Annotated in this window: 23 protein-coding genes; 7 read left to right on the top strand and 16 right to left on the bottom strand. The window is 69.3% G+C overall.

From position 1 onward, the window contains the following. Position 1 precedes the first annotated feature (1 nt). Positions 2–358, bottom strand: a complete 357-nt coding sequence (locus ABD204_RS09290) for a LysM peptidoglycan-binding domain-containing protein (RefSeq protein ID WP_194425223.1) — start codon at positions 356–358, stop codon at positions 2–4. Positions 359–636: 278 nt separating this feature from the next. Here ABD204_RS09290 and lexA point away from each other — a divergent pair, with 278 nt between their 5' ends. The 3 genes from lexA (at position 637) to ABD204_RS09275 (ending at position 4,796) form a co-directional block, all read left to right on the top strand. Continuing rightward, a complete protein-coding gene (gene lexA, locus ABD204_RS09285; protein ID WP_194425222.1) occupies positions 637–1,317 on the top strand; it encodes a transcriptional repressor LexA in 681 nt (226 codons plus the stop codon). A gap of 71 nt (positions 1,318–1,388) precedes the next feature. Beyond that, entirely contained in the window at positions 1,389–2,831 is a 1,443-nt protein-coding gene (locus ABD204_RS09280) for a hypothetical protein (RefSeq protein WP_194425221.1), read from the top strand. 39 nt (positions 2,832–2,870) lie between these two features. Continuing rightward, positions 2,871–4,796 (top strand): prolyl oligopeptidase family serine peptidase, encoded by a 1,926-nt coding sequence (locus ABD204_RS09275; RefSeq protein WP_194425220.1) that lies wholly within the window; start codon positions 2,871–2,873, stop codon positions 4,794–4,796. 36 nt (positions 4,797–4,832) lie between these two features. Here ABD204_RS09275 and hflX read toward each other — a convergent pair whose 3' ends face one another. Further along, entirely contained in the window at positions 4,833–6,353 is a 1,521-nt protein-coding gene (gene hflX / locus ABD204_RS09270; protein ID WP_194425219.1) for a GTPase HflX, read from the bottom strand. A 137-nt stretch (positions 6,354–6,490) separates the two neighbouring features. On the opposite strand from hflX, the gene ABD204_RS09265 reads away from it, so the two are divergent. After that, on the top strand, positions 6,491–7,111 hold the full coding sequence (locus tag ABD204_RS09265) for a class I SAM-dependent methyltransferase (RefSeq protein WP_194425218.1): 621 nt from the start codon (positions 6,491–6,493) through the stop codon (positions 7,109–7,111). Positions 7,112–7,125: 14 nt separating this feature from the next. Here ABD204_RS09265 and dapF read toward each other — a convergent pair whose 3' ends face one another. The 10 genes from dapF to ABD204_RS09215 all read right to left on the bottom strand — a co-directional run bounded on the left by dapF (position 7,126) and on the right by ABD204_RS09215 (position 17,029). After that, positions 7,126–7,995 carry a diaminopimelate epimerase gene (gene dapF / locus ABD204_RS09260; protein ID WP_194425217.1) on the bottom strand — a complete coding sequence of 290 codons (870 nt, stop codon included), beginning with the start codon at positions 7,993–7,995 and terminating at the stop codon, positions 7,126–7,128. Between the two features lie 5 nt (positions 7,996–8,000). After that, positions 8,001–8,939 (bottom strand): tRNA (adenosine(37)-N6)-dimethylallyltransferase MiaA, encoded by a 939-nt coding sequence (gene miaA, locus ABD204_RS09255; RefSeq protein ID WP_194425216.1) that lies wholly within the window; start codon positions 8,937–8,939, stop codon positions 8,001–8,003. Further along, positions 8,936–10,483, bottom strand: a complete 1,548-nt coding sequence (miaB, locus tag ABD204_RS09250) for a tRNA (N6-isopentenyl adenosine(37)-C2)-methylthiotransferase MiaB (protein WP_194425215.1) — start codon at positions 10,481–10,483, stop codon at positions 8,936–8,938. Before miaB ends, miaA begins: the two co-directional genes overlap by 4 nt. A gap of 60 nt (positions 10,484–10,543) precedes the next feature. Next, positions 10,544–11,293: a regulatory protein RecX gene (locus ABD204_RS09245; protein WP_194425214.1), complete on the bottom strand. Its 750-nt coding sequence runs from the start codon at positions 11,291–11,293 to the stop codon at positions 10,544–10,546. After that, positions 11,293–12,339, bottom strand: a complete 1,047-nt coding sequence (gene recA / locus ABD204_RS09240) for a recombinase RecA (protein ID WP_194425213.1) — start codon at positions 12,337–12,339, stop codon at positions 11,293–11,295. Before recA ends, ABD204_RS09245 begins: the two co-directional genes overlap by 1 nt. 235 nt (positions 12,340–12,574) lie before the next feature. Next, positions 12,575–12,796, bottom strand: a complete 222-nt coding sequence (locus ABD204_RS09235) for a DUF3046 domain-containing protein (RefSeq protein WP_194425212.1) — start codon at positions 12,794–12,796, stop codon at positions 12,575–12,577. Between the two features lie 24 nt (positions 12,797–12,820). Next, positions 12,821–13,129: a helix-turn-helix domain-containing protein gene (locus tag ABD204_RS09230; RefSeq protein WP_194425211.1), complete on the bottom strand. Its 309-nt coding sequence runs from the start codon at positions 13,127–13,129 to the stop codon at positions 12,821–12,823. 176 nt (positions 13,130–13,305) lie between these two features. Continuing rightward, positions 13,306–13,767, bottom strand: a complete 462-nt coding sequence (locus ABD204_RS09225; protein WP_194425210.1) for a CinA family protein — start codon at positions 13,765–13,767, stop codon at positions 13,306–13,308. After that, positions 13,764–14,330 (bottom strand): CDP-diacylglycerol--glycerol-3-phosphate 3-phosphatidyltransferase, encoded by a 567-nt coding sequence (gene pgsA, locus ABD204_RS09220; RefSeq protein ID WP_194425209.1) that lies wholly within the window; start codon positions 14,328–14,330, stop codon positions 13,764–13,766. The genes ABD204_RS09225 and pgsA overlap by 4 nt, the downstream gene beginning before the upstream one ends. 5 nt (positions 14,331–14,335) lie before the next feature. Continuing rightward, entirely contained in the window at positions 14,336–17,029 is a 2,694-nt protein-coding gene (locus tag ABD204_RS09215; protein ID WP_194425208.1) for an FtsK/SpoIIIE family DNA translocase, read from the bottom strand. A 127-nt stretch (positions 17,030–17,156) separates the two neighbouring features. On the opposite strand from ABD204_RS09215, the gene ABD204_RS09210 reads away from it, so the two are divergent. From ABD204_RS09210 to ABD204_RS09200, 3 genes are read left to right on the top strand one after another with little or no spacing between them, the layout of a single operon-like run. Then, positions 17,157–18,179 carry a sugar-transfer associated ATP-grasp domain-containing protein gene (locus tag ABD204_RS09210; protein WP_194425207.1) on the top strand — a complete coding sequence of 341 codons (1,023 nt, stop codon included), beginning with the start codon at positions 17,157–17,159 and terminating at the stop codon, positions 18,177–18,179. Further along, positions 18,176–18,847 carry an alanine racemase C-terminal domain-containing protein gene (locus ABD204_RS09205; RefSeq protein ID WP_194425206.1) on the top strand — a complete coding sequence of 224 codons (672 nt, stop codon included), beginning with the start codon at positions 18,176–18,178 and terminating at the stop codon, positions 18,845–18,847. The genes ABD204_RS09210 and ABD204_RS09205 overlap by 4 nt, the downstream gene beginning before the upstream one ends. After that, complete coding sequence (locus ABD204_RS09200; RefSeq protein WP_194425205.1) at positions 18,847–19,893, top strand: alanine racemase; 1,047 nt, start codon at positions 18,847–18,849, stop codon at positions 19,891–19,893. Before ABD204_RS09205 ends, ABD204_RS09200 begins: the two co-directional genes overlap by 1 nt. On the opposite strand, the gene ABD204_RS09195 is transcribed toward ABD204_RS09200, so the two are convergent. Genes ABD204_RS09195 through thyX form a run of 4 tightly spaced genes read right to left on the bottom strand, consistent with a single transcriptional unit; the run spans position 19,880 to position 24,029 of the window. Beyond that, the gene (locus ABD204_RS09195; protein WP_194425204.1) at positions 19,880–21,562 is read right to left on the bottom strand and encodes a ribonuclease J; all 1,683 of its coding nucleotides are present in this window, start codon (positions 21,560–21,562) and stop codon (positions 19,880–19,882) included. The genes ABD204_RS09200 and ABD204_RS09195 overlap by 14 nt on opposite strands. After that, entirely contained in the window at positions 21,559–22,536 is a 978-nt protein-coding gene (dapA, locus tag ABD204_RS09190; protein WP_194425203.1) for a 4-hydroxy-tetrahydrodipicolinate synthase, read from the bottom strand. The genes ABD204_RS09195 and dapA overlap by 4 nt, the downstream gene beginning before the upstream one ends. Before the next feature lie 30 nt (positions 22,537–22,566). Continuing rightward, a complete protein-coding gene (locus tag ABD204_RS09185; RefSeq protein WP_194425202.1) occupies positions 22,567–23,328 on the bottom strand; it encodes an SDR family NAD(P)-dependent oxidoreductase in 762 nt (253 codons plus the stop codon). Positions 23,329–23,330: 2 nt separating this feature from the next. After that, a complete protein-coding gene (gene thyX, locus ABD204_RS09180; RefSeq protein ID WP_241748086.1) occupies positions 23,331–24,029 on the bottom strand; it encodes an FAD-dependent thymidylate synthase in 699 nt (232 codons plus the stop codon). Positions 24,030–24,157 lie beyond the last annotated feature (128 nt).

Below are 24,157 nucleotides of genomic sequence, written 5' to 3'. Positions count from 1 at the left end.
ATCACTGCCCGTCGGCGGTGTACCGCGTGGGGATCGCCAGCTCCTGCCCCGCGGAGACGGCCACACCGTCGAGGGCGTTCAGTCGTGCGATGTCGTCGATCACGTCGCGCGGATCGCTCGACGGGGCGACACGCTCGGCGATCGACCACAGCGAGTCCCCCGCGCCCACGACGACGGTCGAGAAGGACGCGGGATCGGCGCCGGCGTCGCGAGAAGCCAGCGCTCCGCCACCGCTGATGACCGCGACGGCCACGCACGCGGCGACCGGGAAGGCGGCGAGTGCGGTGAACACGCGGCGACCGCGCGCGGTCATGCGCAGGCGGGTGCGGGGTTGCGGCGTGATGGTGATCGCGGTCATCTCTCCTCCTTCTTCGGGGAGAGGTTCGCACCGATGGACTCGGCCGGGAGCACCCGGTGCGAACCTCTCTTCCGAAGCTATCTTCGAGTTTCTATACTGTCAAGGGACCGGAACGGTGGATCTTCGTCGAACACGACACGCGGACTGCTTGCGGGCCGTGCCCGAAACGGGCGGATACCGTTTCGATGAGGACACCCCACCACCGACCTCCGACATTCGAAGAGCAGTGCCCCTCACGCCGGGAGACCGCGGCGGGGACGACGAGACAGGAGCACGAGATGACCGAGCCGACGAGCCGCGCCCGACCCCAGACCCGGCGGCGGCGCAGCCTCAGCGACAAGCAGCTCGCGATCCTCGAAGTGATCCAGCGCTCGATCGCGCGCCACGGATACCCGCCGAGCATGCGGGAGATCGGCGACGCGGTGGGCCTGAAGTCGCTGTCCAGCGTCACCCACCAGCTCAACCAGTTGGAACTGAGCGGCTACCTCCGCCGTGACGCCGGCAAAACCCGCGCGATGGAGGTGCTCATCGATCTGCCCGGTGCGAGCACCGAAAGTCCGGCGGACACCACGCCACCGGTCGGCGATGCCGCGATGGTGCCGCTCGTGGGGCGGATCGCCGCGGGCGTGCCCATCACCGCCGACCAACAGATCGACGAGGTGTTCCCCCTCCCCCGACAGCTGGTGGGCAAGGGCGATCTGTTCATGCTGAAGGTGTCCGGCGAGTCGATGATCGACGCCGCGATCTGTGACGGTGACTGGGTCGTCGTCCGCTCACAGCCCACCGCCGAGAACGGCGACATCGTGGCGGCGATGCTCGACGGTGAGGCGACCGTGAAGACATTCCGGCAACGGGACGGACACGTGTGGCTGTTGCCCCGCAACTCGGCGTTCGAGCCGATCCTCGGCGACGAGGCCGTCGTGTTGGGCAAGGTCGTCGCGGTGATGCGCGCGGTCTGATCGGGGCCGCAGGTGCGAAGCGGGGCGTCTTCCCGACAGAATGGGGCTCACCGAACCTAGGGAGCCTCGCCATGCCCACGACAGACATCGACGATCTCCGCGCGGAGATCGAACGCCTCCGGGCCGAGAACGCCGACCTGCGGTCGCAATCCGTCGACCCTCCGGACGCGGAGACCGTCCCCTCGGATCGTGTCGCCCGCACCGGGTGGTGGCGTGCGCTCATCTCCGCGGTGTGCATCGTCCTGGCCGGGATCCTCGTGCCGGTGTCGGTGGTGGGCACGTGGGCGCGTGCCGAACTGGTGAGCGAGGACGCGTTCGTGCAGACCTTCGGGCCCCTCGCCGACGATCCCGACGTCCAGCAGCTGGTCATCGACCAGGCATCCGCGGCGGTGAACGAGGCCGTCGACGTCGCCGGGATCACCAACGACGTCATCGACGGGGTGCAGAGCCTCGATCTTCCGCCGACGGCCTCGTCGGCGCTGGACCTGCTGCGCCAGCCCGCCGTCCAGGGTGTGCAGGGCCTCATCGACTCCGCGATCACCGGTGTCGTGCAGTCCGACGCGTTCCCCCAGGTGTGGCGCACCGCGCTGGTCGCCAGCCACCGCGCGCTCGTCGCGGCGGCGACCGGTGACGATACGACGGCGATCGCGATCGATGACACCGGTGCGCTCGGCATCCAGCTCGGACCGATCATCGACGAGCTGAAGACGCAGTTGAGCGATCAGGGATTCGGATTGGCCTCATCGATCCCGACGATCGACCAGACCATCGTGATCGTCCAGGCCGATGGCCTCCTCCTGGTCGGCACGATCTACAACATCGCCGTCGCCGCCGGCTACTGGATCCCGTTCATCGCGCTGGGCCTGGCCGCCGTCGGCGTCCTGGTCGCGCGCCGCCGTTCGACCGCGCTGCTGGGGGTGGGCGTGGCGATCACGATCGGTGCGGGACTTCTTGCCGTCGCTCTCACCAGCGCAGCGGCCGTGCTCAGCCTGAACGCCCCGTCCCTGGGGATCCCCGCACGCACACTCGAGGCGATCTACTACACCGTGGTCGGCGCGATGCGCGACACCGCGACGGTGCTGACCTTCCTCGGTGTCGTGGTGGCGGTCGCGGCGTGGCTGAGCGGTCGGTGGGCCCCGGCCCGCCGTGTCCGCGCGCTCGCGGGATCGCTCACGACCTCCGCGCGTGTGGGCCTGCGCCGACGCGGGCTGGACACCGGCGGATTCGGGGAGTGGATGCGCCGTCAGCGTGTGCTCGTGCGCATGGTGATCCTCGTCCTCGCCGTGATCCTCCTGTTCGCGCTGCGCCCGCTGACCTTCGGCGACATCGTGCTGGTCGTCGTCCTCGCCCTGGTCGTGTGGCTGATCGCATCCCTGCTCGAGAAGGATCCCGCCGAGGCCCCGGTCCTCGAGCAGGTCGAGGTCGTCGAGGAGGTCGTCGTCGGCGACGAGCCTGCCGACTCCGACGTCGACACCCTCGTGATCGAGGACGGTCCGGTCCCCGCCGAGAAGTGAGGATCGAGGTCACCTCCCCACCCGTCGTACGGTGGGGAGGTGACCTCCGCACTCCCCTACGGTTCCTGGCCCTCTCCGATCACCGCAGCCGCAGCGTCGGCCGCCTCGTCGCGCATCGACGGCGCACGGTTCGTCGGCGAAGACGTGTGGTGGGGCGAGCCGGTCCCGGAGCAAGCCGGCCGTGTCGCGGTCCGAAGGCGCGGCGCCGACGGCACCGTGCGGGATGTCCTGCCCGAGCCCTGGAACGCCCGGAGCGGCGTCCACGAGTACGGCGGCGGCGCCTGGGCGGCGGCCGACGACGGAACGCTGTACTTCGTCGAGAAGAGCGATCAGCGGATCTACTCCGTCGTCGACGGCGAGGTGCGCCCGCTGACGCCGGCGACCGGCGACGTCCGCCACGGCGGTCTGGTGTGGCGCGACGGCGCCCTGCTCGCGGTGCGCGAGGAACACCGACCCGGCCGCCGTGTGCCGGATCGAGCGATCGTGCGTGTTCCCGTCGACGGATCGGCCGCCTCCGACGCCGACCTCGTGATCCCCCTCGTCGGCGGAAGTGACTTCCTCGCCCAGCCCGCGCTGTCGCCTGATGGGACTCACCTCGCGTGGGTGGCCTGGGACCACCCGAACATGCCGTGGGAGCGTGCGGAAGTGCGCGTGGGGCGTCTCGACGACGGGGCGGTCCGCACGTGGACCGCGCCCGTGACCGGCGACCGGTCCGCCTTGCAACCCCGCTGGCTCGACGACGAGACGCTGCTGTACGCCGACGACGCCTCGGGGCGCTGGAACCTCATGCGGTGGCACGTGGGGGGCCCCGCCCCCACCGCGTCGTTCTCACCCGCCGACGCCGACACCGGCGGCGGGTTGTGGGTGCTCGGTCTGTCCTGGTACGCCGTGGCGGGGGATCGTATCGTCGCGGTGCGCACGGACGGCGCAGACCAGGTCGTCGCGATCGATCCGCTCTCGGGTCTCGCCGAGGCGTTGCCGGTGCCCGCGGTGTCGGGCGTCGTCGTCGAAGACGCCCGCGGCCCGAAGGCGCTCGTTTCGGGCGCCGCCCCCACGGGCGGTTCGGGGCTCTGGGTGGTCGACACCACCGGCGGCACCGTCTCCCCGCTCCGCGAGGCCTCCCTGCCCTGGCCCGACGCCTGGACGCCCCGAGCCACACCCGTCGCGGTGGACGGCCCCTCGGGCCCGGTGTACGCGTTCGCCTACCCGCCGACGAACCCCGACGTGGTCGCGGTCGACGGCGAGCGCCCACCGTACGTCGTGCTCGTGCACGGCGGGCCGACCGCACATGTCGGGCCGGTCGCCTCGGCACGCACCACCTACCTCACCAGTCGGGGCATCGGCGTGCTCGATGTGAACTACGGCGGTTCGACCGGATACGGCCGCGCGTACCGCGAGCGACTGCGTGGCCAATGGGGCGTCGTCGACGTCCAGGACGTCATCGCCGCGGCGCAGGGGCTGATCGAAGGCGGGCTGGCCGACCCCGCGCGCATCGCGATCGCCGGCGGGTCCGCAGGCGGCTGGACCGTGCTGGGCGCGATGGTCGCCGGCGACGTCTTCGGCGCCGGGATCTCACGGTACGGGGTCGGGGACGCCCGCGCGCTGGCCGAAGACACCCACGACTTCGAAGCCCGCTACCTCGACGGGCTCATCGGTCCGCTGCCCCAGGCGGAGCACCTCTACCTCGACAGATCACCCCTGACGCACGCCGAGCACTTCTCGGCGCCGTTGCTGCTGCTGCAAGGTTCCGAGGACGCCGTGGTCCCCCCGGCGCAGTCCGAGGCGATCCGAGACGCCCTCGCCGCGCGCGGGATTCCCCACGCGTATGTGCTCTACGAGGGCGAGGGCCACGGCTTCCGGCGGGCGGAGACGATCGTGCACGCGATCGAATCCGAGTACGCCTTCCTCGGCGCCGTCTTCGGCTTCGACACACCCGGTGTCCACGCCGTGCCGCTGCGGCGCTGAGGATGCTCCGCGCCGCCACGGGCTCTCCCGGACCGGTCAGCCTCGGAGGAACGGCGCGAGGCGTGCGCCGAGGATCGCCGGGACGTGCGCGTGGATGGCGGTGCCGTCTTCGACGTGCTCCTGCGACAGGATGATGCCGGTCTCGTGGACGGCCGAGACGAGATCGCCGCGATCGTACGGCACCAGCACCCGTACCTCGACGGGCGGCAGCGGGAGCATCCGCTCGATCGCCGCCCGGATCTCCTCGATGCCCTCCCCCGTGCGGGAGGAGGCGAAGATCGCCTGGGGCTCGAGTCCGCGGAGCACCAACCGGGTGTCGTCGTCGATGAGGTCCGACTTGTTGAACACGACGAGCTCGGGCAACTCACGTGCACCGACGTCGCCGATCACGTCGCGCACCGTCGCGAGCTGTGCCGCCGGATCGGGGTGCGCTCCGTCGACGACATGCAGCACGACATCCGCCTCCCCGACCTCTTCGAGCGTCGAGCGGAACGCCTCCACCAATTGGTGCGGGAGGTTCCGGACGAACCCGACCGTGTCGGTGAAGGTGTACACGCGCCCGTCGGAGGTCTGCGTCCGCCGTACGGTCGCATCGAGCGTTGCGAACAGGGCGTTCTCGACCAGCACTCCCGCACTGGTTAGGCGGTTGAGCAGACTGGACTTCCCGGCGTTGGTGTATCCGGCGATGGCAACGGAGGGGACGGTGTTCCGGTCGCGTTCGGCGCGTTTGGCAGCACGGGCGGGGGCGAACGACGCGATCTGGCGACGCAACTGGGCCATGCGGGTGCGGATCCGACGACGGTCCAGCTCGATCTTGGTCTCGCCGGGACCGCGCGACCCCATTCCGGCACCGGCGGCACCGACCTGACCACCGGCCTGGCGGCTCATCGAGTCACCCCAGCCACGCAACCGGGGAAGGAGATACTCGAGCTGGGCGAGTTCGACCTGCGCCTTGCCTTCGCGACTCTTCGCGTGCTGACTGAAGATGTCGAGGATCACCGTGGTGCGATCGATCACCTTGACCTTGACGACGTCCTCCAACGCACGCCGCTGGCTGGGGGCGAGCTCGGTGTCGGCGATGACCGTATCGGCGCCGAGCGCGGCGACCAGATCCCGCAACTCCTCCGCCTTGCCCCTGCCGAGATAGGTCGCCGGGTCGGGGTGGGGGCGCCGTTGGAGCACCCCGTCGAGCACGACCGCACCGGCCGTCTCGGCGAGCGCCGCGAGCTCGCGCAACGAGTTGTCGGCGTCCTCCTGTTCGCCCTGGGGGTGGACGCCGGCGAGCACCACGTTCTCCAGGCGCAGCTGGCGATACTCGACCTCGGTGACGTCCTCGAGCTCGGTGGACAGCCCGGGCACGCGCCGGAGGGCCGCGCGATCCTCGCGGTCCCATTGCTCCCCGTCGTCGTCGGTGCGGCCGGCGGTGCGCACATCCTGCAGCGCCTGCGCGCCGGAGAAGACCGTGACCCCCGACCGTCCGCCTGCGCGCGAGAGCACGCGATCGACGGGGTCCACCGGCATGTCGTCGGACCCCTGCGGAGTGGTGGTGTCGGTCATCCTCGCCTTTCGTCATCGTGTGCGGTCGCATCCCTCGCGGCCGTGGGGGCGCCCCTGGGAGCGGTTTCCCGCTCCGACCGGGCATCCGTGAATTCTAGCTCCCCGTGATCGTCTGCGCTCCGCTACGCTCATCCCTCATGGGGAGCGACCACTACTTCACGGCGACCCCCGCCAGTCCCGAGAATCTCCGCACGATCCGCGTGACCCTGTCCGGCCGCGACGTGGAGGTCGTGACCGCCGGCGGGGTGTTCAGCCCGGACCACGTCGACACCGGCACCTCGGTGCTGCTGTCGAACACCCCCCTGCCTCCGCAGGGGGGGAATCTGCTGGACATCGGGTGCGGGTGGGGGCCCATCGCGCTGAGCATGGCGCTGGAGTCCCCGCACACGACGGTGTGGGCCGTCGACGTGAACGAACGGGCGCTCGATCTCACCCGCCGCAACGCCGACGCCTTGGGACTGACCAACGTCAACGCCGTGACCCCCGAGGACGTCCCCGACCACATCGCGTTCCGCGCGATCCGGTCCAACCCGCCGATCCGAGTCGGCAAGGATCAGCTCCATGGACTCCTGGAGACGTGGATCCCGCGTCTGGACGAGCGGTCGGACGCCCACCTGGTCGTCTCACGCAACCTGGGCTCGGACTCGCTGCAGCGCTGGCTCGCATCGACGTTCGATCGCGGCTTCAGCGTGCACCGTGTGGCGACCGGACGGGGTTTCCGCGTGATCAAGGTCCGTCGTCTCGGGCCACCGGCCTGATCGACGCGCGCGGATCAAGCGAGGGTGATCTCGCCGGTGTACACCAGTGTCGCCGGCCCCGACAGGAGCACGTGGGAGCCGTCTGCGTGCGGCACCAGTCGCACACCGAGCCGGCCTCCGGGGACCTCCACGCTCCAGTGCTCGGGCGCAGCGGGGCCGGCCCAATGGCGCACCGCCAACGCGGCAGCCGCGACGCCCGTGCCACAGCTGAGGGTCTCCCCGACCCCGCGTTCAAACACCCGCATGCGGATACGTCCGACGCCCTCGTGCACCAGGGGGTCTTCCGGCACGACGAACTCGACGTTCGCGCCGGTGGGCGGGGCCGGATCGAGGACGGGGGGCACCGTGAGATCGAGCCCGTCGAGCTCCTCGGCGGAGGACAGCGCGACCACCACGTGGGGATTTCCGAGGTCGGCGTGCTGACCGGGCCGCGGCACATCGAGGCCGCGCGCCCGCACCAGGACATCCTCGTCGTCGACCCGCCACCGACCGAGGTCGACCTCGAAGCCGAGGGGGCTCCGCGTCAGGGTCTTGACACCGGCGCGGGTGCCGATCCGCAGCGGCTCGTCCATCATGGCCAGCCCGGCGTCGGCGAGGTACTTCGCGAACACGCGCGTTCCGTTGCCGCACATCTCGGCGATGGACCCGTCCGCGTTGCGATAGTCCATGAACCACTCGACGCCGGAGGCCGCGGCATCCGTGCCCTCGGTGATCGCCGCGCAACGGACCACACGGAGGAGACCGTCACCACCGATCCCGAAGCGCCTGTCGCACAGGATGGCGACATGGTCCTCGGTCATGTCCAAGGCGCCGTCCGGGTCGGCGATCACGACGAAGTCGTTCCCGGTTCCGTGGCCTTTGGTGAACGCGACGGTCTGGGACATGCATGTCAGTCTACGGGCGTGCCCGAACTCATCCGACGAACCTCCCCGCGCGCGACGCCCGGCGCCGGGTCGAGCCAGCGGATGCCGTCGTAGCGGCGGAACCATGAGACCTGCCGGCGCGCATACCGCCGCGTCAGCGCTTGGCTCTGCGCGATCGCCTCGGCCTCGTCGACCCGGCCGTCGAGCTGGGCGAGGGCCTGCGCGTACCCGATCGCACGCCGTGCGGTCACGCCGTCTTCGAGTCCTCGTGTGCGGAGCCTGGCGGCCTCCTCCACGAGACCCGCCTCCCACATCGCCTCCACGCGTCGATCGAGCCGATCGACCAACTCGGCGCGCTCCACGTGGACGCCGAGAAGCGTGGTGTCCGGGTGCCACGACGTCGGCGCCTCAGGCAGGGCTGCGCCGTGGGTGCTCTCCCCCTGCAACACGATCTCGAGCGCACGCACGACGCGACGCCTGTTGCGCGCGTCGATACGGTCCGCGGTGGCCGGATCGAGCTCGCGCAACCGTTGGAACAACGCGCCGGCACCATGTCGGGACAGCTCTGCTTCCAGGTGCGCACGCAATTCCTGGTCATGCGGCGGGAAGCGGAAGTCGAACACGACGCTGGAGACGTACAGCCCTGATCCGCCGACGAGGATCGCATCCGCCCCTCTCGCGAAAATCGCCTGGATCGTGCCACGAGCGGTCGGCTGGTACCACGCGACCGCGGCCTCCTGTGTGACATCCAGGACGTCGAAGAGATGGTGCGGTATCCCCCGCCGCTCCGCGACGGGCAACTTCGCAGTGCCGATGTCCATACCGCGGTACAGCTGCATCGCATCGGCGTTGACGATCTCGGCGGGTCGCCCGTCCTCGATGAGGGCTTCGGCGAGATCCAGCGAGAACGCCGTCTTGCCGGTGCCGGTCGCACCGGCGACCACCCAGAGTCGCGGAGAGTTCACCTGCCGGTGCGCAGGATCGGCAGGCCCAGCGAGACCGCACGAGGCCCGCCGCTCGACGAGTCCGAGCTCACGCCGCAGGACTCCGCCTGCGAACGGTCCCACGCGTCGCCGGACCGCGTGCGACGGATACGCAGGGGTGCCCCGTCCGGCGCGTCGGCGATCAGATGGAAGGGTGCGGCGTGCGTGACGGCCACCGAGACCACGTCGCCGGGGCGCGGGAGGTCGGAGCCTGCGGGGACCTCGAAGTGGACGAGGCGGTTGTCTTCGGCTCGGCCGGTGAGTCGGTGCGTCTCCGCGTCCTTCTTGCCTTCGCCGGTGGAGACGAGCACCTGCAGGTTGCGTCCGAGCTGCTTCTGGTTCTCCTCCAGGCTGATCCGCTCCTGGAGGGCGACCAGGCGTTCGTACCGCTCCTGCACGACGGCCTTGGGGACCTGGTCGGGCATCGTCGCAGCCGGGGTGCCCTCGCGGATCGAGTACTGGAAGGTGAAGGCGGAGGCGAATCGCGAGGCCTCAACGACCCGCAGCGTCTCCTCGAAGTCTTCATCGGTCTCGCCGGGGAAGCCGACGATGATGTCGGTGGAGATCGCCGCGTGCGGAATGCTCTCGCGTACCCGATCGAGGATGCCGAGGAACTTCGCGCTGCGGTAGGAGCGGCGCATCGCCTTGAGGACACGGTCGCTACCGGACTGCAAGGGCATGTGCAGCTGCGGCATCACGTTCGGTGTCTCGGTCATCGCGTCGATGACGTCGTCGGTGAACGCGGCCGGGTGGGGGCTGGTGAAGCGGATTCGTTCCAGGCCCGGGATCTCTCCGGCGGCGCGGAGGAGCTTGCCGAAGGCGTGGCGATCTCCGAACTCCACACCGTAGGAGTTCACGTTCTGCCCGAGGAGGGTGACCTCGATCGCCCCGTCCTCGACGAGCATCCGGATCTCGTTGAGGACGTCCCCCGGCCGGCGGTCCTTCTCCTTGCCGCGCAGGCTCGGCACGATGCAGAAGGTGCATGTGTTGTTGCAGCCGACCGAGATCGACACCCAACCACTGGAGATCGAGTCGCGCTTGGTGGGCAGGGTGGAGGGGAAGACATCGAGAGATTCGAGGATCTCGAGCTCGGCTTCACCGTTGTGGCGGGCGCGTTCGAGCAGGTTCGGGAGAGAGCCCATGTTGTGGGTGCCGAACACGACGTCGACCCAGGGCGCCTTGTCGAGGACGGCCTGCTTATCCATCTGGGCCATGCACCCGCCGACGGCGATCTGCATGCCCTCGTGGCGGTCCTTGCGCGACTTCAGGTGTCCCAGGGTCCCGTACAGCTTGCCCGCGGCGTTGTCGCGCACCGCGCACGTGTTGATGACGACCACGTCGGGTTCGTCGCCACTGTCCGCCTTGACGTAGCCCGCGCTCTCGAGCGAACCGGACAGTCGCTCGGAGTCGTGCACGTTCATCTGACAGCCGAAGGTGCGCACCTCATAGGTGCGGGCACGGCCGTCGGCGGCGACGGCCGCCGGGGACGGTTCGATCAGGGTCGGCGCGGAGGAGGGCAGGGACATGATGTCTTCATTCTACGAGCGCACCCCGCGACAAGGGTGCGCCACCCGCGTCCGGCACCCTCAGGAGAACCGGACGCCACCCGAACGATGTTCGGCGAGTGCACGCCGCGCGGCGTCCATCGCAATCGATCCGTTGTACCCGCGCCGGGACAGCTGGCCGACCAGCCGACGGAGGGCCACGTCTGATTCGACACGGTCGAGCTGGCGCGCCTTGGTCCGCGCGAACTCCATGGCCCGTTCGGCATCGTCGTCGGGCAACTCCTGCAACGCCGCATCGATCACGTCCCGCGGGATACGTCGCTTCTGCAACGCGAGCGCGATGGCGGTCCTCCCCTGCCCTTTTCGGTCTACCGCGAGATGGATCAAGTGCTCGGCGAGGGCTGCGTCGTCGAGGTACCCCCGGCGGCAGGCAGCGTCGATGATCGCCGCCGCAGCCTTCTCATCCAGGTCGTCGTGTGCGCCGAGCACCGTACGCGCCTCGGAGATCGACAGCGGCTTGCCGCGTAGCTTCCGCAACAGTTCTTTTTCGGCCGCGGCGCGAGCCTGGTCGGCGCTCTCGGGGGGCCCCGCGGGCGCCGCACGCTCCCGCGACAGCCCCGACTTCGTCCGCGCGCGGCCGCCGTCGACGGCCGGGTCGGATGTCCACGTGCGATCCCACCCGGCGGCCACGTCGCGGGTCGAACGATCCGCACCGCCGCCATCGCGCGCCGGTGCCGGGGGGACGGCATCGGAAGCGCGGCCGAACAGCGGGGTGACGGGGGCGAGATGCTCGTCGGCATCCGCGCCCCCGTCGTCGATGAACCGGACCATCAGGCCGGGCGGCGGGCTGCCAGCTCGTCGGCTGCACCGTCGGCGCGGACCTGACCGATACCGAGCTTCTCCTTGATCTTCGTTTCGATGTCGGCGGCGACATCGGCGTTCTTGATCAGGAAGTTGCGGGCGTTCTCCTTGCCCTGCCCCAACTGCTCGCCGTCGTAGGTGTACCACGCACCCGATTTCTTCACGATGCCGTGTTCCACCCCGAAGTCGATCAAGCTGCCCTCGCGGGAGATGCCGACGCCGTAAAGGATGTCGAACTCGGCCTGCTTGAACGGCGGGGCCATCTTGTTCTTGACGATCTTCACGCGGGTACGGTTTCCGACCGCCTCCGAACCGTCTTTGAGCGTCTCGATACGGCGGATGTCCAGACGCACCGACGCGTAGAACTTCAGCGCCTTTCCGCCGGCGGTGGTCTCGGGGGATCCGAAAAAGACGCCGATCTTCTCACGCAACTGGTTGATGAAGATCGCCGTGGTCTTGGTCGAGTTGAGCCCACCCGTCAGCTTTCGCAAGGCCTGTGACATCAAGCGTGCCTGAAGACCCACGTGCGAGTCGCCCATCTCACCCTCGATCTCGGCTTTCGGGACCAGCGCGGCGACCGAGTCGATCACGACGAGGTCGACTGCGCCGGAACGGATCAGCATGTCGGAGATCTCGAGTGCCTGCTCACCGGTGTCGGGCTGCGACACCAGAAGCGCATCGATGTCGACGCCCAGCTTCTGGGCGTAGTCGGGGTCGAGAGCATGCTCGGCGTCGATGAACGCGGCGATGCCGCCGGCGCGCTGCACATTCGCGATGGCGTGCAATGTCAGCGTCGTCTTACCCGACGACTCCGGACCGTAGATCTCGATGATGCGACCACGCGGCAGTCCGCCGACGCCGAGGGCGACGTCGAGGGCGATGGAGCCGGTCGGGATGATCTCGACGGGAGCGCGCTCGTCGCTTCCGAGGCGCATGACCGACCCCTTGCCGAACTGGCGGTCGATCTGTGCGAGGGCCGATTCAAGGGCCTTCTCGCGGTCGGCGGGTGATGGCATGGCGTGCTCCTTCTGCTCGCGGTCCGTCGCCTATAGGCTGTCGCGCTCTTCTCCGGCGGATCGGATGCTGCGACAAGGCGTGGGGCGGTCTCGATGACGTGTTCCACGGTAGGGAGGGCCTCCGACATCAGCCGGGGAGCGCCCCGTATCGGGGAACACGCGGATCGCGACGACCCGTGTGCAGAACACTACGGCACGATTCGAACGGATCTTCGAGGCGCACGGCGTGTCGTGTCTAGCGTCGCGGCTCGAGCCTGCCGACGCCGTGGCGGCGCGCATCGGGCACGTCCATCTCGACACACAGCGCGATCCAGACCTCGCGAGGCGGCACACCCGCGTCGAGCGCGTCGGTCGCGGTGCGGTCGCCGATGCCGGGAATCACGAGATCGTCCAACAGCGCACCTCCGCGCACACCGAACTCGTCGTCGACCGCGCGGCGGAATTCACTTCGTCGCACGACGACCTCCGTACCGGAGGGGTGTCACCGAAGGGTCAACTCGGCGTCGACCGACGCGACGAGGTCGTCGGGGACCACATCGGGGAAGGTCTGCAGTCCCTCGAGGACCGAGAGGCGGTCACCCACCTCGCGCATGATGGTCGAAATCGGGATGTCGAGTGCCTCGGCCAACGACGCGAGGATCTCGCTCGACGCTTCCTTCTGGCCGCGCTCCACCTCGCTGAGGTAGCCCAGCGCGACGCTGGCGCGACTGGCGACCTGTCGGAGGGTCTGCCCCTTCTGTTGACGGAAGTCCCGCAGGACTTCCCCGATCTCCTGACGTACAAGGATCATGTCGGGCCCCTCCTCACTCCTGATTCCGCTTCACCGGGTGCACCACAGTACAACACCGTGGTCATCAACTTAGTCCGGGCAACTTTGCATTGGGTGGGAATCACCGAATGTAACCCAAGGGAAACACCAGACATTCCCGAAGGTGTCGAACACGTCGCGCGAGATCCCGATCCCGGTCACAGCACCGACGCGGCAAGGTCGATCGCCCGCCGCACACTCTCGGCCCGGATCGCCGCGCGATCGCCCGGGAGTGTCAGCTTTTCGACGCGCCGCATGTGCGGCGTCGACACGGCGATGTAGACGCGACCGACGGGAGCCCCGCCCTGAGGCGTCGGGCCGGCCACGCCGGTGGTCGCGATGCCCACGTCCGCATCCAGCCGGTACCGCACACCGTCCGCCATCGCCGACGCGACCGCCGGATGCACCGGTCCCCCCTCCGCGAGCAGTCCGGCATCGACGCCGAGTAGCCCCGACTTGAGGTCCGTCGCGTACGCCACCACGCCGCCACGGACGACCTCCGACGCACCAGGTACGGCGGTCAGCTCGGCGCACAGGAGTCCTCCGGTGAGCGACTCCGCTCCGGCGACGCTCAGGCCACCGCGCCGAAGGGCGTCGATCAGCGCCGCGGCCGCGCTCATAGCCGGGCGCGGCGCGAGGCGCGGACCTCGGAGACGATGTAGTCGATTCCGCTGGCCACGGTGAGGATCAACGCGATCGCCATGGTCACCCCGTTCACCCAGAAGACCCCGTCACCGAACACCGTCCACAGCGGGAGCAGGGCGAGGGAGAGCGCAACCCCTTGGGCGACGGTCTTGAGCTTTCCCATCCACGCCGCCGCCAGGACGTGATCGCTCACGACGACGAACCGGTAGACGGTGATGCCGATCTCCCGCACGAGGATGACGATGGTGACCCACCACGGCAGCTCGCCGAGGATCGACAGCCCCACGAAGGCGAAGCCGGTCAGGACCTTGTCGGCGATGGGATCGAGGAGCTTGCCGAGGTCCGTGACGATGTCGTGCTTGCGTGCGATGTGCCCGTCCAGGCCGTCGGTGGCGATGGCGACGACGAAGAGCACCGCCGCCGCCCACCGCAACGCTCCGTCGGTACCGGCGTCGGCCAGCAACATCCACAGGAAGACGGGTGCGCACAGGATGCGCACGATCGTGATGGCGTTGGGAAGCTGGCGCGGAACGGTCATGGTCCTCATTCTCGCCCGGTCAGGCCCCAGGCGTCCTCATCCTCGTCCACGTGGACGACGGGTTTGCCCTCGTATTGAGCCTCGAGCGGATCGGCGCCATACGGATCAGCCGGCTCGGCGGACGGCTGAGGCGCCGGCTCCGGGGCGTCCTCCCCGCGCAGCCGCGCGAGGACGCCCGGCAGCTGCTCGTTCGTGACCAGCACGTCGCGGGCCTTGGAACCTTCCGAGGGGCCGACGATCTCCCGCGACTCCAGCAGGTCCATCAGCCGACCCGCCTTCGCGAAACCGACGCGCAGTTTGCGCTGCAACATCGACGTCGACCCGAACTGTGTCGAGACGACCAGTTCGGCCGCCGCCAGGAGGAGCTCGAGGTCGTCTCCGATGTCGGCATCGACCTCCTTCTTCTCGACGGCCGCTTCGACATCGGCGCGGTACTCGGGCCGCGCCTGGTTCGTCACGTGCGAGACGACCTTCTCGATCTCGCTCTCGCTGACCCATGCCCCCTGTACGCGGAGCGACTTCGACGCGCCCATGGGCAGGAAGAGCCCGTCGCCCTGGCCGATGAGACGGTCTGCCCCGGGCTGATCGAGGATCACGCGCGAGTCGGTCACGCTCGTGACGGCGAAGGCGAGCCGCGAGGGCACGTTCGCCTTGATGAGGCCGGTCACGACGTCGACGCTCGGCCGCTGGGTGGCGAGCACCAGATGGATGCCGCTCGCGCGGGCCAGCTGGGTGATGCGGACGATGGAGTCCTCGACGTCGCGGGGCGCGACCATCATGAGGTCGGCGAGCTCGTCGACGACGACGAGGAGGTACGGGTAGGGCTTGAGCACCCGCTCACTGCCCTCGGGGAGGGTGATCTCGCCGGCGACGACGGCCTTGTTGAAGTCGTCGATGTGCCGGAATCCGAAGGACGCGAGGTCGTCGTACCTCATGTCCATCTCTTTCACGACCCATTGCAGGGCCTCGGCGGCCTTCTTGGGGTTGGTGATGATCGGCGTGATCAGGTGCGGCACGCCCGCGTACGAGGTCAGCTCGACACGCTTGGGGTCGATGAGCACCATCCGCACGTCCGACGGCTTCGCGCGCATGAGCAGGCTCGTGATCATCGAGTTCACGAAGCTCGACTTACCCGAGCCGGTCGAGCCGGCCACCAGCAGGTGGGGCATCTTCGCGAGGTTCGCCACGACGAACCCGCCACCGACGTCCTTGCCGACACCGATCGTCATCGGGTGCGTGGACTGCACGGCCGTCTGCGAACGGAGGACGTCACCGAGGGTGACGATCTCGCGATCGGTGTTCGGGATCTCGACGCCGATCGCGCTCTTGCCCGGGATGGGGGCGAGGATGCGCACCTCGTTCGAGGCGACCGCGTAGGCGATGTTGTTGGTCAGGGCCGTGATGCGCTCGACCTTCACACCCGGGCCGAGTGCGATCTCGTACTGGGTGACCGTGGGGCCCCGAGAGAAGCCGGTGACGGTGGCGTCGACCTTGAACTGTTCGAACACGCCGGTGATGGCGGCGACCATCGCGTCGTTCGCCTCCGAGCGGGACTTGTGCGGGGTGCCCTGTGCGAGCGAGCTGACCGAGGGCAGACGGTACGGCGCGCTGGGCTGATCGCGGGGCGCGTCTCCCCCGAGACCGGACAATCCCGGCAGCTCGTCGTCGGACTCACTGTCGGAGTCGTCGCGCAGCGACGTCTGCGAGCCGACGACCGACAGGCCTGCCAGCCCGGCCGGATCGATGACCTCCGTCACCGCGTCGTCCGCGGGCAAGGGCATCGTCGTGGGTTCGGGTGCGGGCGGCTGCAACGCCTTCTCGAACCCGCCCTCGGGTTCGCCCGGCGCGAGGAGCTCGGTGAGGTCCTGGGACCCCCGCCCGTCGTCCACGTCCTTCTCGCGACCGCTCTTGTTGCGGCGCCACCACGGCACACCGCCGTCGTCCGCGTCGACCTCGTCCGGGTCCTCGTCGAAACGCGGTGTGTCCTTCTCGGCCCGCTCGGCACCGAACATCCAGGCATACAGGTCGCCGAGCCGGCGGCCGATGCGGTTGGGCGGGGTCTTGGTGAGGATCAGCACGCTGAGCAGGGTCAGCGCACCCAGCACGATGCATCCCCCGACGTCGGTCAGCAGCAGGGCGAGCGGTTCACCGATCATCCAGCCGAAGACGCCACCGGCCTCGCTCAGCGCGGGCAGCCCCTCCCGCGGCTGTGGGAGCCCGCCGACGATGTGGCAGAACCCCGCGATGGTGACGACGAACAGCGCGAACCCGATCCCGATCCGACCGTTGTCGTGCACGGACGCCGGATGACGAAACAGCCACCCCGCCAAGAACACGAGGAGCACGGGCATCACGAAGGCGACACGGCCGACCAATCCGCCGACGGAGTATGCGCTGACGGCCGCGCCGACGTCGGTGCCGATGAAGAACCACTCCACGACGGCGCCGATGACGGCCAGCAGGACCAGGAGGAACGGCAGACCGTCGCGGCGCTGATCCTTCTCGAGCGTTTCCGGCCCGAACGCACGGAACAGCCCCCCGACGCCGTGGGCCAGACCCATCCACGCGCGCACGAGGACACCGGGTCTGTCGTCCTCCCCCACGTAGCGCTTGGGCGTCGGGTCGGGTTTGCGGGCGCGCGAGGCGGACCCCTTCCCGGGCGCCCGCCCGCGCGAGGTGGAGGTGGAGCTCTTGGCCATGGGTTCCACGGTAGGCGAGGCCGCGGACGTTCCCGGGGAGCGACTCGGCGGTGCACAGGCACCGTGCGGCGCAGGCGATTAGGCTCTGCGGGGAGAGTTTCCCGCCCGCCTCATCGAGAGAGAACGAATGGCATCGCGCAGTCTCGGCCTCCGGTCGCATGTGAACTACCTCGTCTACCGTGTCCGCAACCTGAACGCCGCGTCGGTCCTCGAGCGGGCGCGCGAGGTCTCGAAGCAGTTCGGCAAGCCCGTCCCCCTCGTGGTGATCGACATGTATTGGCAGGCGGCCTTCCACAAGGTCGGGTTCCAGGACTACGTCGACTACGACTTCGCCATGCTCACGCGTGCCGAACGCAAGACGTTCATGACGCATCCGATCTCCAACGCGATCTCACAGAAGTACGACCACCCCGACTACCGGCACCTGTTCCACGACAAGTTCGAATTCGTCCGGGAGTTCTCCGACCTGCTGGGGCGGGACTGGATGATGCTGGACGCCGACAACGCCGACCACCTCGCCGCCTTCATGACCGAGCACCCGACGATCATCACCAAACGCCAGAGCGGCCAGGCGGGATCGGCGATCACGCGGTACACGATCGACGACGTCGACGACCCGGTGCTCTTCCACCGCGGCCTGGTCGAGCGCGGCGAACTGCTGGTCGAGGAGAACATCGTCCAGCACCCCGACCTCGCCGCGGTGTGCCCCGGAACGGTCAACTCCACCCGCATCGCGGCCTTCTTCGACGGCGAGAAGACCCACATCCTCGCGATGGCGCAGAAATTCGGGCGCGGACAGGCCGCGGACCAGATGGACTTCGGCGGTTTCTACACGATGTTGGACGAGCACGGCAAGGCGATGGGCGACGGATACGACTCGCACGGCCACGTCTGGCAGACGCATCCCGACACCGGCTTCCCCATCGCCGATTTCCGTCTCCCCATGCTCGATGAGGCGCTCGAGCTCATCGACCGCGCCGCGCGCGTGGTGCCGCAGGTGCAGTACGTCGGCTGGGATGTCGCGATCACCGAGAAGGGCCCGGTGCTCATCGAAGGCAACTGGGGTACGGGCGTCTACGAGATCAAGCCGTCGGTGCTCGGACGCCGGACCGGACACCGGCCGCGCTACCGCGAGGTGATCGGCTTTTGACCACGGCCGGGCTCTCGGTCGAGGTCTCCCACGGGGCCCTCGTCGCGGGCGCCCGGGCCCTCGTCGCCGACGACGGCGTCCCCGACCTGCGACGCGACGCGTGGGGGCACGGACTCGACGTGGCGTTGGCGGCGTTGGGGGATGCCGGAGTCGCCCGTGCGTGCGTAGACCCCGCCGACGCTGCCCGCGCCGCGTCCTTCGGTCTCGAACCACGGACCGCGCCGGAGGGCGATTCGCGCCGGTTCTACGGACTGCGTGGACGATCGACGCCCGCGATGCGCGCGGTTTCGGTCGTGGTGTCCACCAAGCCGCTTCGGGCCGGTGAAGGCGTGTCGTACGGGTACACCCACCGCGCTGCGGCAGACACCTGGATCGGGCTGGTCGCAGGGGGGTACGGCCAGGGCGTCGCCCGCGCCCTCGGCAATCGCGCCTCGATCGCCGTCGAGGGCGTGATGCGACCGGTGGTGGGGCGCATCGCGATGGACGTGTGCGTCGTCGACCTGGGACCCGAGGGCGAGCACCTCTCCCCCGGCGCGGAGGCCTGCCTCTTCGGCGGAGACGGCCCCGCACGTCACAACCTCCACGCCTGGGCGGAAGCGACCGGCTGGAGCCCGGTCGAGCTCGCCGGGATCATCGGTGCCTCGGTGCCGCGCAGGAGGGTCGCCTGATGCCCGCACGCTTGGAGATCGATCTGGATCGGCTCCGCGCGAACCTCGCCACGGTCCGCCGCACGGTCGCCCCCGCCGACACGCTCTTCGTCGTCAAGAACAACGCGTATGGACACGGCCTCGAGGTCGTCGCGGAGACCGCCGCCGCGGCCGGTCTCACCTGGTTCGGCTCGTTCGACATCGACAGTGGCATCCGGGTCCGGCGGGCCGTGGGTCCGCAGGGACGCGTCTTCGCGTGGACCACGGCCCTGGACGACGAGTCGGTCGTGCGTGCCGCCGACGCCGACCTCGACCTGGGTGTCGGTGACCGGCAATACCTGGAACGCGTGATCGGCGTCGACCGTGCGCTTCGCGTCCACCTGAAGGTCGACACCGGGCTGCGACGCAACGGGGTGCGTCCCGAGCACTGGCGCGCATTCGTCGAGCGCGCCGCCCAGGCCGAAGCGTCCGGACATATCCGCGTGGTCGGCCTGTGGACGCACATCGCCGAGACGAGCGACGCCGACGACGACGACGCCCGCGCACTGTTCGTCGCCGCGGTGGAGACCGCCCGCGCCGCGGGCCTCGCACCTCGCGTGCGGCACCTCGCGGCCAGCGCGGCGGCGTTCGCGCGTCCCGAGTTCCGCGACGATCTCGTGCGGGTGGGTGCGTTCGCATACGGCATCCGCTCGACAGGTGGTCCGGACCTGCCCGGTATCGGCCCGGTCGCGACCCTGACCGCGCAGGTCGTCGACGTGACGGGCGGGAGGGCCACCGTCGATGTGGGATCGCTCGACGGCCTGCCCTCGGCACTGGGCGGGCGTGTGGTCGTCGGCACCGACGCCGGTCCGCGAAAGCTCGTGTCAGTCGGGGTCGCGACCTCGCTGATCGCGACCTACCCCGACGCGAGGGTCGGTGACCGGGTGCGGGTGTTCGGACCGGGCACGCACGGCGAGCACAGTGCGACGACCCTCGCCGAGACGATCGACACCGTCGGCGAGGAACTCCTCGTGCGCCTGCGCCCCGGGCTCCCGCGGATCTACCGCGGTCCGGTCACGCCTCGATGACCAACGGGACGATCATCGGCCGCCGTCGCAGTCGCTGATTGACCCACCGCCCGATCGTGCGGCGCACGATCTGCGACAGCGCGTGCTGGTCGCGCACACCCTGCTGTGCGGCCTCCGACAGAGCCGCAGCGATCTTCGGCTTGACGTCCTCGAAGACCTTGTCATGCTCCGCGAACCCGCGGGCGTGGATCTCCGGCCCGCTGATGATCTTCCCCGTCGCGGCATCGACCACGACGATGACCGAGATGAAGCCCTCCTCGCCGAGGATCCGACGGTCCTTGAGGTCGGCGTCGGTGATCTCCCCCACCGACGAACCGTCGACGTACACGAAGCCCAGATCCAGCTGACCGACCATACGTGCGTCACCGTCGCGCAGATCGATGACCGTGCCGTTCTCGGCCAGCAGGGTCCGCTCCGGCGGGACCCCCGTGTCCTGCGCCAGCTTGGCGTTGGCCATCAGGTGGCGGTACTCGCCGTGGATGGGGAGCACATTGCGGGGACGGAGGATGTTGTAGCAGTAGAGCAGTTCTCCGGCGGCGGCATGGCCGGAGACGTGCACCTTCGCGTTGCCCTTGTGCACCACGTTCGTCCCGAGCTTGGTCAGCCCGTCGATCACGCGGTAGACGGCGTTCTCGTTGCCGGGGATCAGGCTCGAAGCGAGGATCACGGTGTCGCCCGGGCCGGGTTCGATCTCGTGGTCGAGGTTCGCCATGCGGCTGAGCACCGCCATCGGCTCGCCCTGCGAACCGGTCGACATGTAGACGATCTGGTCCTCGGGCAGGTCGCGTGCCTTCTTGTAGTCGATCAGCACGCCCTCGGGCACGGTGAGGTAACCGAGCTTCTCGGCGATGGTCATGTTGCGCACCATGCTGCGACCGAGCAACGCCACGCGTCGACCGTGGGCGTGTGCGGCGTCCAGGACCTGCTGCACGCGATGGACGTGGCTGGAGAAGCTCGCGACGATCACCCGTCGCGGCGCCTTGCCGATGACCTGATCGAGGACCGGGCCGATCTCACGCTCGAGCGGCGTGAACCCGGGCACGTCGGCATTGGTCGAGTCGACCATGAACAAGTCGATGCCCTCTTCGCCGACGCGGGCGAACGCGCGCAGGTCGGTGAGGCGACCGTCCAGCGGCAACTGGTCCATTTTGAAGTCGCCGGTGGCCAGGACCGTGCCGGCGACCGTGCGGATGGCGACGGCCAAGGCGTCCGGGATCGAGTGGTTCACGGCGATGAACTCGAGGTCGAACGCGCCGACCTGTTCCCGCTGCCCCTCGGTGACCGTCAGGGTGAACGGCTTGATGCGGTGCTCCTTGAGCTTCGCCTCGATCAAGGCCAACGTCAGCCCCGACCCGATGATCGGGATGTCGCCTTTGAGCTTGAGGAGGTAGGGCACCGCACCGATGTGGTCTTCGTGACCGTGCGTGAGCACGACCCCGACGATGTCGTCCAGGCGCGACTTGATCGGCTCGAAGTCGGGCAGGATCAGGTCGACGCCGGGCTGGTGCTCCTCCGGGAACAAGACGCCGCAGTCGACGATCAGAAGCTTGCCGTCGAGCTCGAACACGGTCATGTTGCGGCCGACCTCGCCGAGACCGCCGAGCGGGATGATGCGCAGCGTGCCCGGCTCGAGCGCGGGAGGTGCCGCGACGGTGATCGGCGGGGTCATCGGGTCGTCCCCGAGACCTTGGGCAGAGCGCCGCCCGCGGCGGCGTTGCGGTCAGGTCGGAAGTTCCGGAAGTCGGCCCCCTCGACATCGGTCACGAGGGCGAGTTCGTCTTCGATCATCGCCGCCTCCCATTCCTCCGGTCCCACCAGGGGCAGTCTCACGCGCGGGCTGGAGATGCGGCCCAGCCCATGCAGGATGTACTTCGCCGCGACCGTCCCGGGGACGTGGGTCATCACGGCACGCACGAGCGGTTCGAGTGTCTTGTGTTGCGCGGTGGCCGTGGCCAGGTCGCCACGGTTCACCGCGTCGACGATCGCACGGTACGGCGCGGACGCGATGTTCGCGGTGACGCCGATGAGGCCACGCGCCCCGATCGACAGGTGCGGAAGGACGTTCGCGTCGTCGCCGGAGAAGTACATCAGGTCGGTCTGGTTGAGCACACGACTGACCTCACTGAAGTCACCCTTGGCGTCCTTGATCGCGAGGATGTTGGGGTGCTTGGCCAGGCGCAGGATCGTCTCGTAGGCGATCGGCACGCCGGTGCGACCCGGGATGTCGTAGAGGATGACCGGCAGGTCAGTGGCGTCCGCGACGAGCCGGAAGTGGGTCAGGATCCCCGCCTGCGTGGGCTTGTTGTAGTACGGGGTCACGATCATGATCCCGTCGGCGCCGGCCTTCTCACTGGCCTTGTACAACTCGATGGCGTGCGCGGTCTCGTTCGATCCGCCGCCGGTGATGATCTTCGCGCGCCCGCCCGCGACATCCTTGCCGACCTCGACGAGACGGAGCTTCTCGGCGTCGGTGAGGGTGGAGGTCTCCCCCGTGGTCCCGGTGACGACGACGCCGTCGGCGCCGGCCGACACGACATCGTCGATGTGCTTCTCGGTCGCGGGCCAGTCGACCTCTCCGTCGGCCGTCATCGGGGTGATGAGGGCGACGAGCACCTGGCCGAAGGGATTGGCGTCGAGCGTCATGCCTCCAGGCTATCTCCTCGCGGGGGGCGCTCAGCGCCCGCGCGTACCGACGCCCGCGGCCACCGAGGCCGGGAGGAGGGCGGCGATCCGGGTGAGCGCTTTGTACCGCAACGACGGTATCGACACCCCTCGACCGCGGGCGGCGTCGCGCAGCGACTCGGCGACCACGTCCCGCGCGTCGAGCCACAGCGGCCCCGGGACGCCCTCCTGTCCCTGGGGCAGCCCCATCCGCTCATGGAAGTCGGTGTGGGTGAATCCGGGGCACACGGCCGTCACCGTCACCCCGCGCGGCGCGTAGACGGCGTTGGCCCACCGGCTGAACTCCACCACCCACCGTTTGCAGGCCCCGTAGGTCGAACGCGGCAGGTAGGCGGCCACGGAGGCGACGTTCAGGATGCGCCCGTGGCCGCGCGTCAACATCCCCTCCAGCGCGGCGTGCGTCAGACGCATCGGTGCCTCGACGTGCACACGCAGGTGGTCGACCTCTCGCGCGATGTCGTTGGTCTCGAAATCCAACGACAGCCCGAAACCGGCGTTGTTCACGAGCAGCTCGACAGGTGCCTCCGGGTCGGCGAGCCGCGCCGCGACCCGCTCGAGGTCCTGTGGGACGGTGAGGTCGGCACCGATCACCTCGACGCGCACACGGTGACACGCCCGAATCGCCTCGGCCACCGCGTCGAGCGCCTCCATCGACCGCGCCACGAGCACCAGATCCGCTCCGCGGGCGGCCAGCTGCCGCGCGTACTCCGCGCCGAGGCCGGAGCTCGCGCCGGTGACGAGCGCCGTGACCATGGCTACGGCGCCACCCGGCCGTTGGCGTTGAAAGCCGCGTGGGTCAGTGGCATGAGCTCCCGCCAGTGGGACTCCATCTGCTCGGCGCACATCTCGATCTCGCGTTGCGGGAACGACGGGAAGTGGGTGCCCTCGACCTTCGTGCGCAGGGAGAGGAAGTTCATCAGTGCGCGGGAGTTCATCGTCACGTACATCGACGAGTAGATGTTCAACGGCAACACGATGCGGGCGACCTCCCGCGCGACTCCGGCCTCGAGCATCCGCCGGTACGCCTCGAAAGCCTGGATGCTGGACGCACGCGTCGCCTCATCGACCAGGTCGAATTGCGCGTCGTCGCCGGGGAGGAACTCGTAGGCCCCCGGCTTGCCGACCTGTACGAGGTTGCGCTCGCGCGAGGGCACATAGAACACGGGACGCAACTCGCGGTAGCGACCCGATTCCTCGTTGTAGGAGGCGATGCGATGCCGCATGAACTCACGGAAGACGAAGATCGGCGCCTGCACGTAGAAGGTCATGGAGTTGTGCTCGAACGGCGAGCCGTGGCGATCCCGCATCAGGTAGTTGATCAGGCCCCGGTCCCGCCCCGAGGCCTCGACGCCGGTCTGAGCCGACTCAAGGGTCTGCTCCCCCTGCGTCGACACCCGCGCCGCGAACAGCACATCGGAGTCGGAGGCGCTCGAACGGACGAGTTCGACGGTCATCTCGCTGCGGAACTGGATGTCGGCATCGCTCACGATGCCCACCCTACCCGCGCGCCGGGCGGGCGCCGGTGCGACGGCCGCGTGGCAGATGCGGGGGACGCGACCCGAACGCCGCGGCGACCGTCTAG

This window comes from Microbacterium aquimaris (assembly GCF_039531285.1).
Lineage (GTDB): Bacteria > Actinomycetota > Actinomycetes > Actinomycetales > Microbacteriaceae > Microbacterium > Microbacterium aquimaris.
The sequence above is the reverse complement of the archived record's forward strand: the minus strand, read 5'-3'. Positions and strand labels throughout refer to the sequence as shown.

Coding starts and splice junctions, on each gene's coding strand:
- ABD204_RS09195 (WP_194425204.1), bottom strand. CDS start 21,562: ATGACCCCGCCGATCACCGTCGCGGCACCTCCCGCGCTCGAGCCGGGC.
- miaB (WP_194425215.1), bottom strand. CDS start 10,483: ATGTCCCTGCCCTCCTCCGCGCCGACCCTGATCGAACCGTCCCCGGCG.
- dapF (WP_194425217.1), bottom strand. CDS start 7,995: ATGTCCCAGACCGTCGCGTTCACCAAAGGCCACGGAACCGGGAACGAC.
- dapA (WP_194425203.1), bottom strand. CDS start 22,536: ATGACGCTCGACGCCAATCCCTTCGGCCAGGTGCTCGTCGCCCTCATC.
- ABD204_RS09230 (WP_194425211.1), bottom strand. CDS start 13,129: ATGATCCTTGTACGTCAGGAGATCGGGGAAGTCCTGCGGGACTTCCGT.
- ABD204_RS09290 (WP_194425223.1), bottom strand. CDS start 358: ATGACCGCGATCACCATCACGCCGCAACCCCGCACCCGCCTGCGCATG.
- recA (WP_194425213.1), bottom strand. CDS start 12,339: ATGCCATCACCCGCCGACCGCGAGAAGGCCCTTGAATCGGCCCTCGCA.
- ABD204_RS09245 (WP_194425214.1), bottom strand. CDS start 11,293: ATGGTCCGGTTCATCGACGACGGGGGCGCGGATGCCGACGAGCATCTC.
- ABD204_RS09265 (WP_194425218.1), top strand. CDS start 6,491: ATGGGGAGCGACCACTACTTCACGGCGACCCCCGCCAGTCCCGAGAAT.
- ABD204_RS09200 (WP_194425205.1), top strand. CDS start 18,847: ATGCCCGCACGCTTGGAGATCGATCTGGATCGGCTCCGCGCGAACCTC.
- lexA (WP_194425222.1), top strand. CDS start 637: ATGACCGAGCCGACGAGCCGCGCCCGACCCCAGACCCGGCGGCGGCGC.
- ABD204_RS09185 (WP_194425202.1), bottom strand. CDS start 23,328: ATGGTCACGGCGCTCGTCACCGGCGCGAGCTCCGGCCTCGGCGCGGAG.
- ABD204_RS09215 (WP_194425208.1), bottom strand. CDS start 17,029: ATGGCCAAGAGCTCCACCTCCACCTCGCGCGGGCGGGCGCCCGGGAAG.
- thyX (WP_241748086.1), bottom strand. CDS start 24,029: ATGACCGTCGAACTCGTCCGTTCGAGCGCCTCCGACTCCGATGTGCTG.
- pgsA (WP_194425209.1), bottom strand. CDS start 14,330: ATGACCGTTCCGCGCCAGCTTCCCAACGCCATCACGATCGTGCGCATC.
- ABD204_RS09225 (WP_194425210.1), bottom strand. CDS start 13,767: ATGAGCGCGGCCGCGGCGCTGATCGACGCCCTTCGGCGCGGTGGCCTG.
- ABD204_RS09210 (WP_194425207.1), top strand. CDS start 17,157: ATGGCATCGCGCAGTCTCGGCCTCCGGTCGCATGTGAACTACCTCGTC.
- ABD204_RS09280 (WP_194425221.1), top strand. CDS start 1,389: ATGCCCACGACAGACATCGACGATCTCCGCGCGGAGATCGAACGCCTC.
- hflX (WP_194425219.1), bottom strand. CDS start 6,353: ATGACCGACACCACCACTCCGCAGGGGTCCGACGACATGCCGGTGGAC.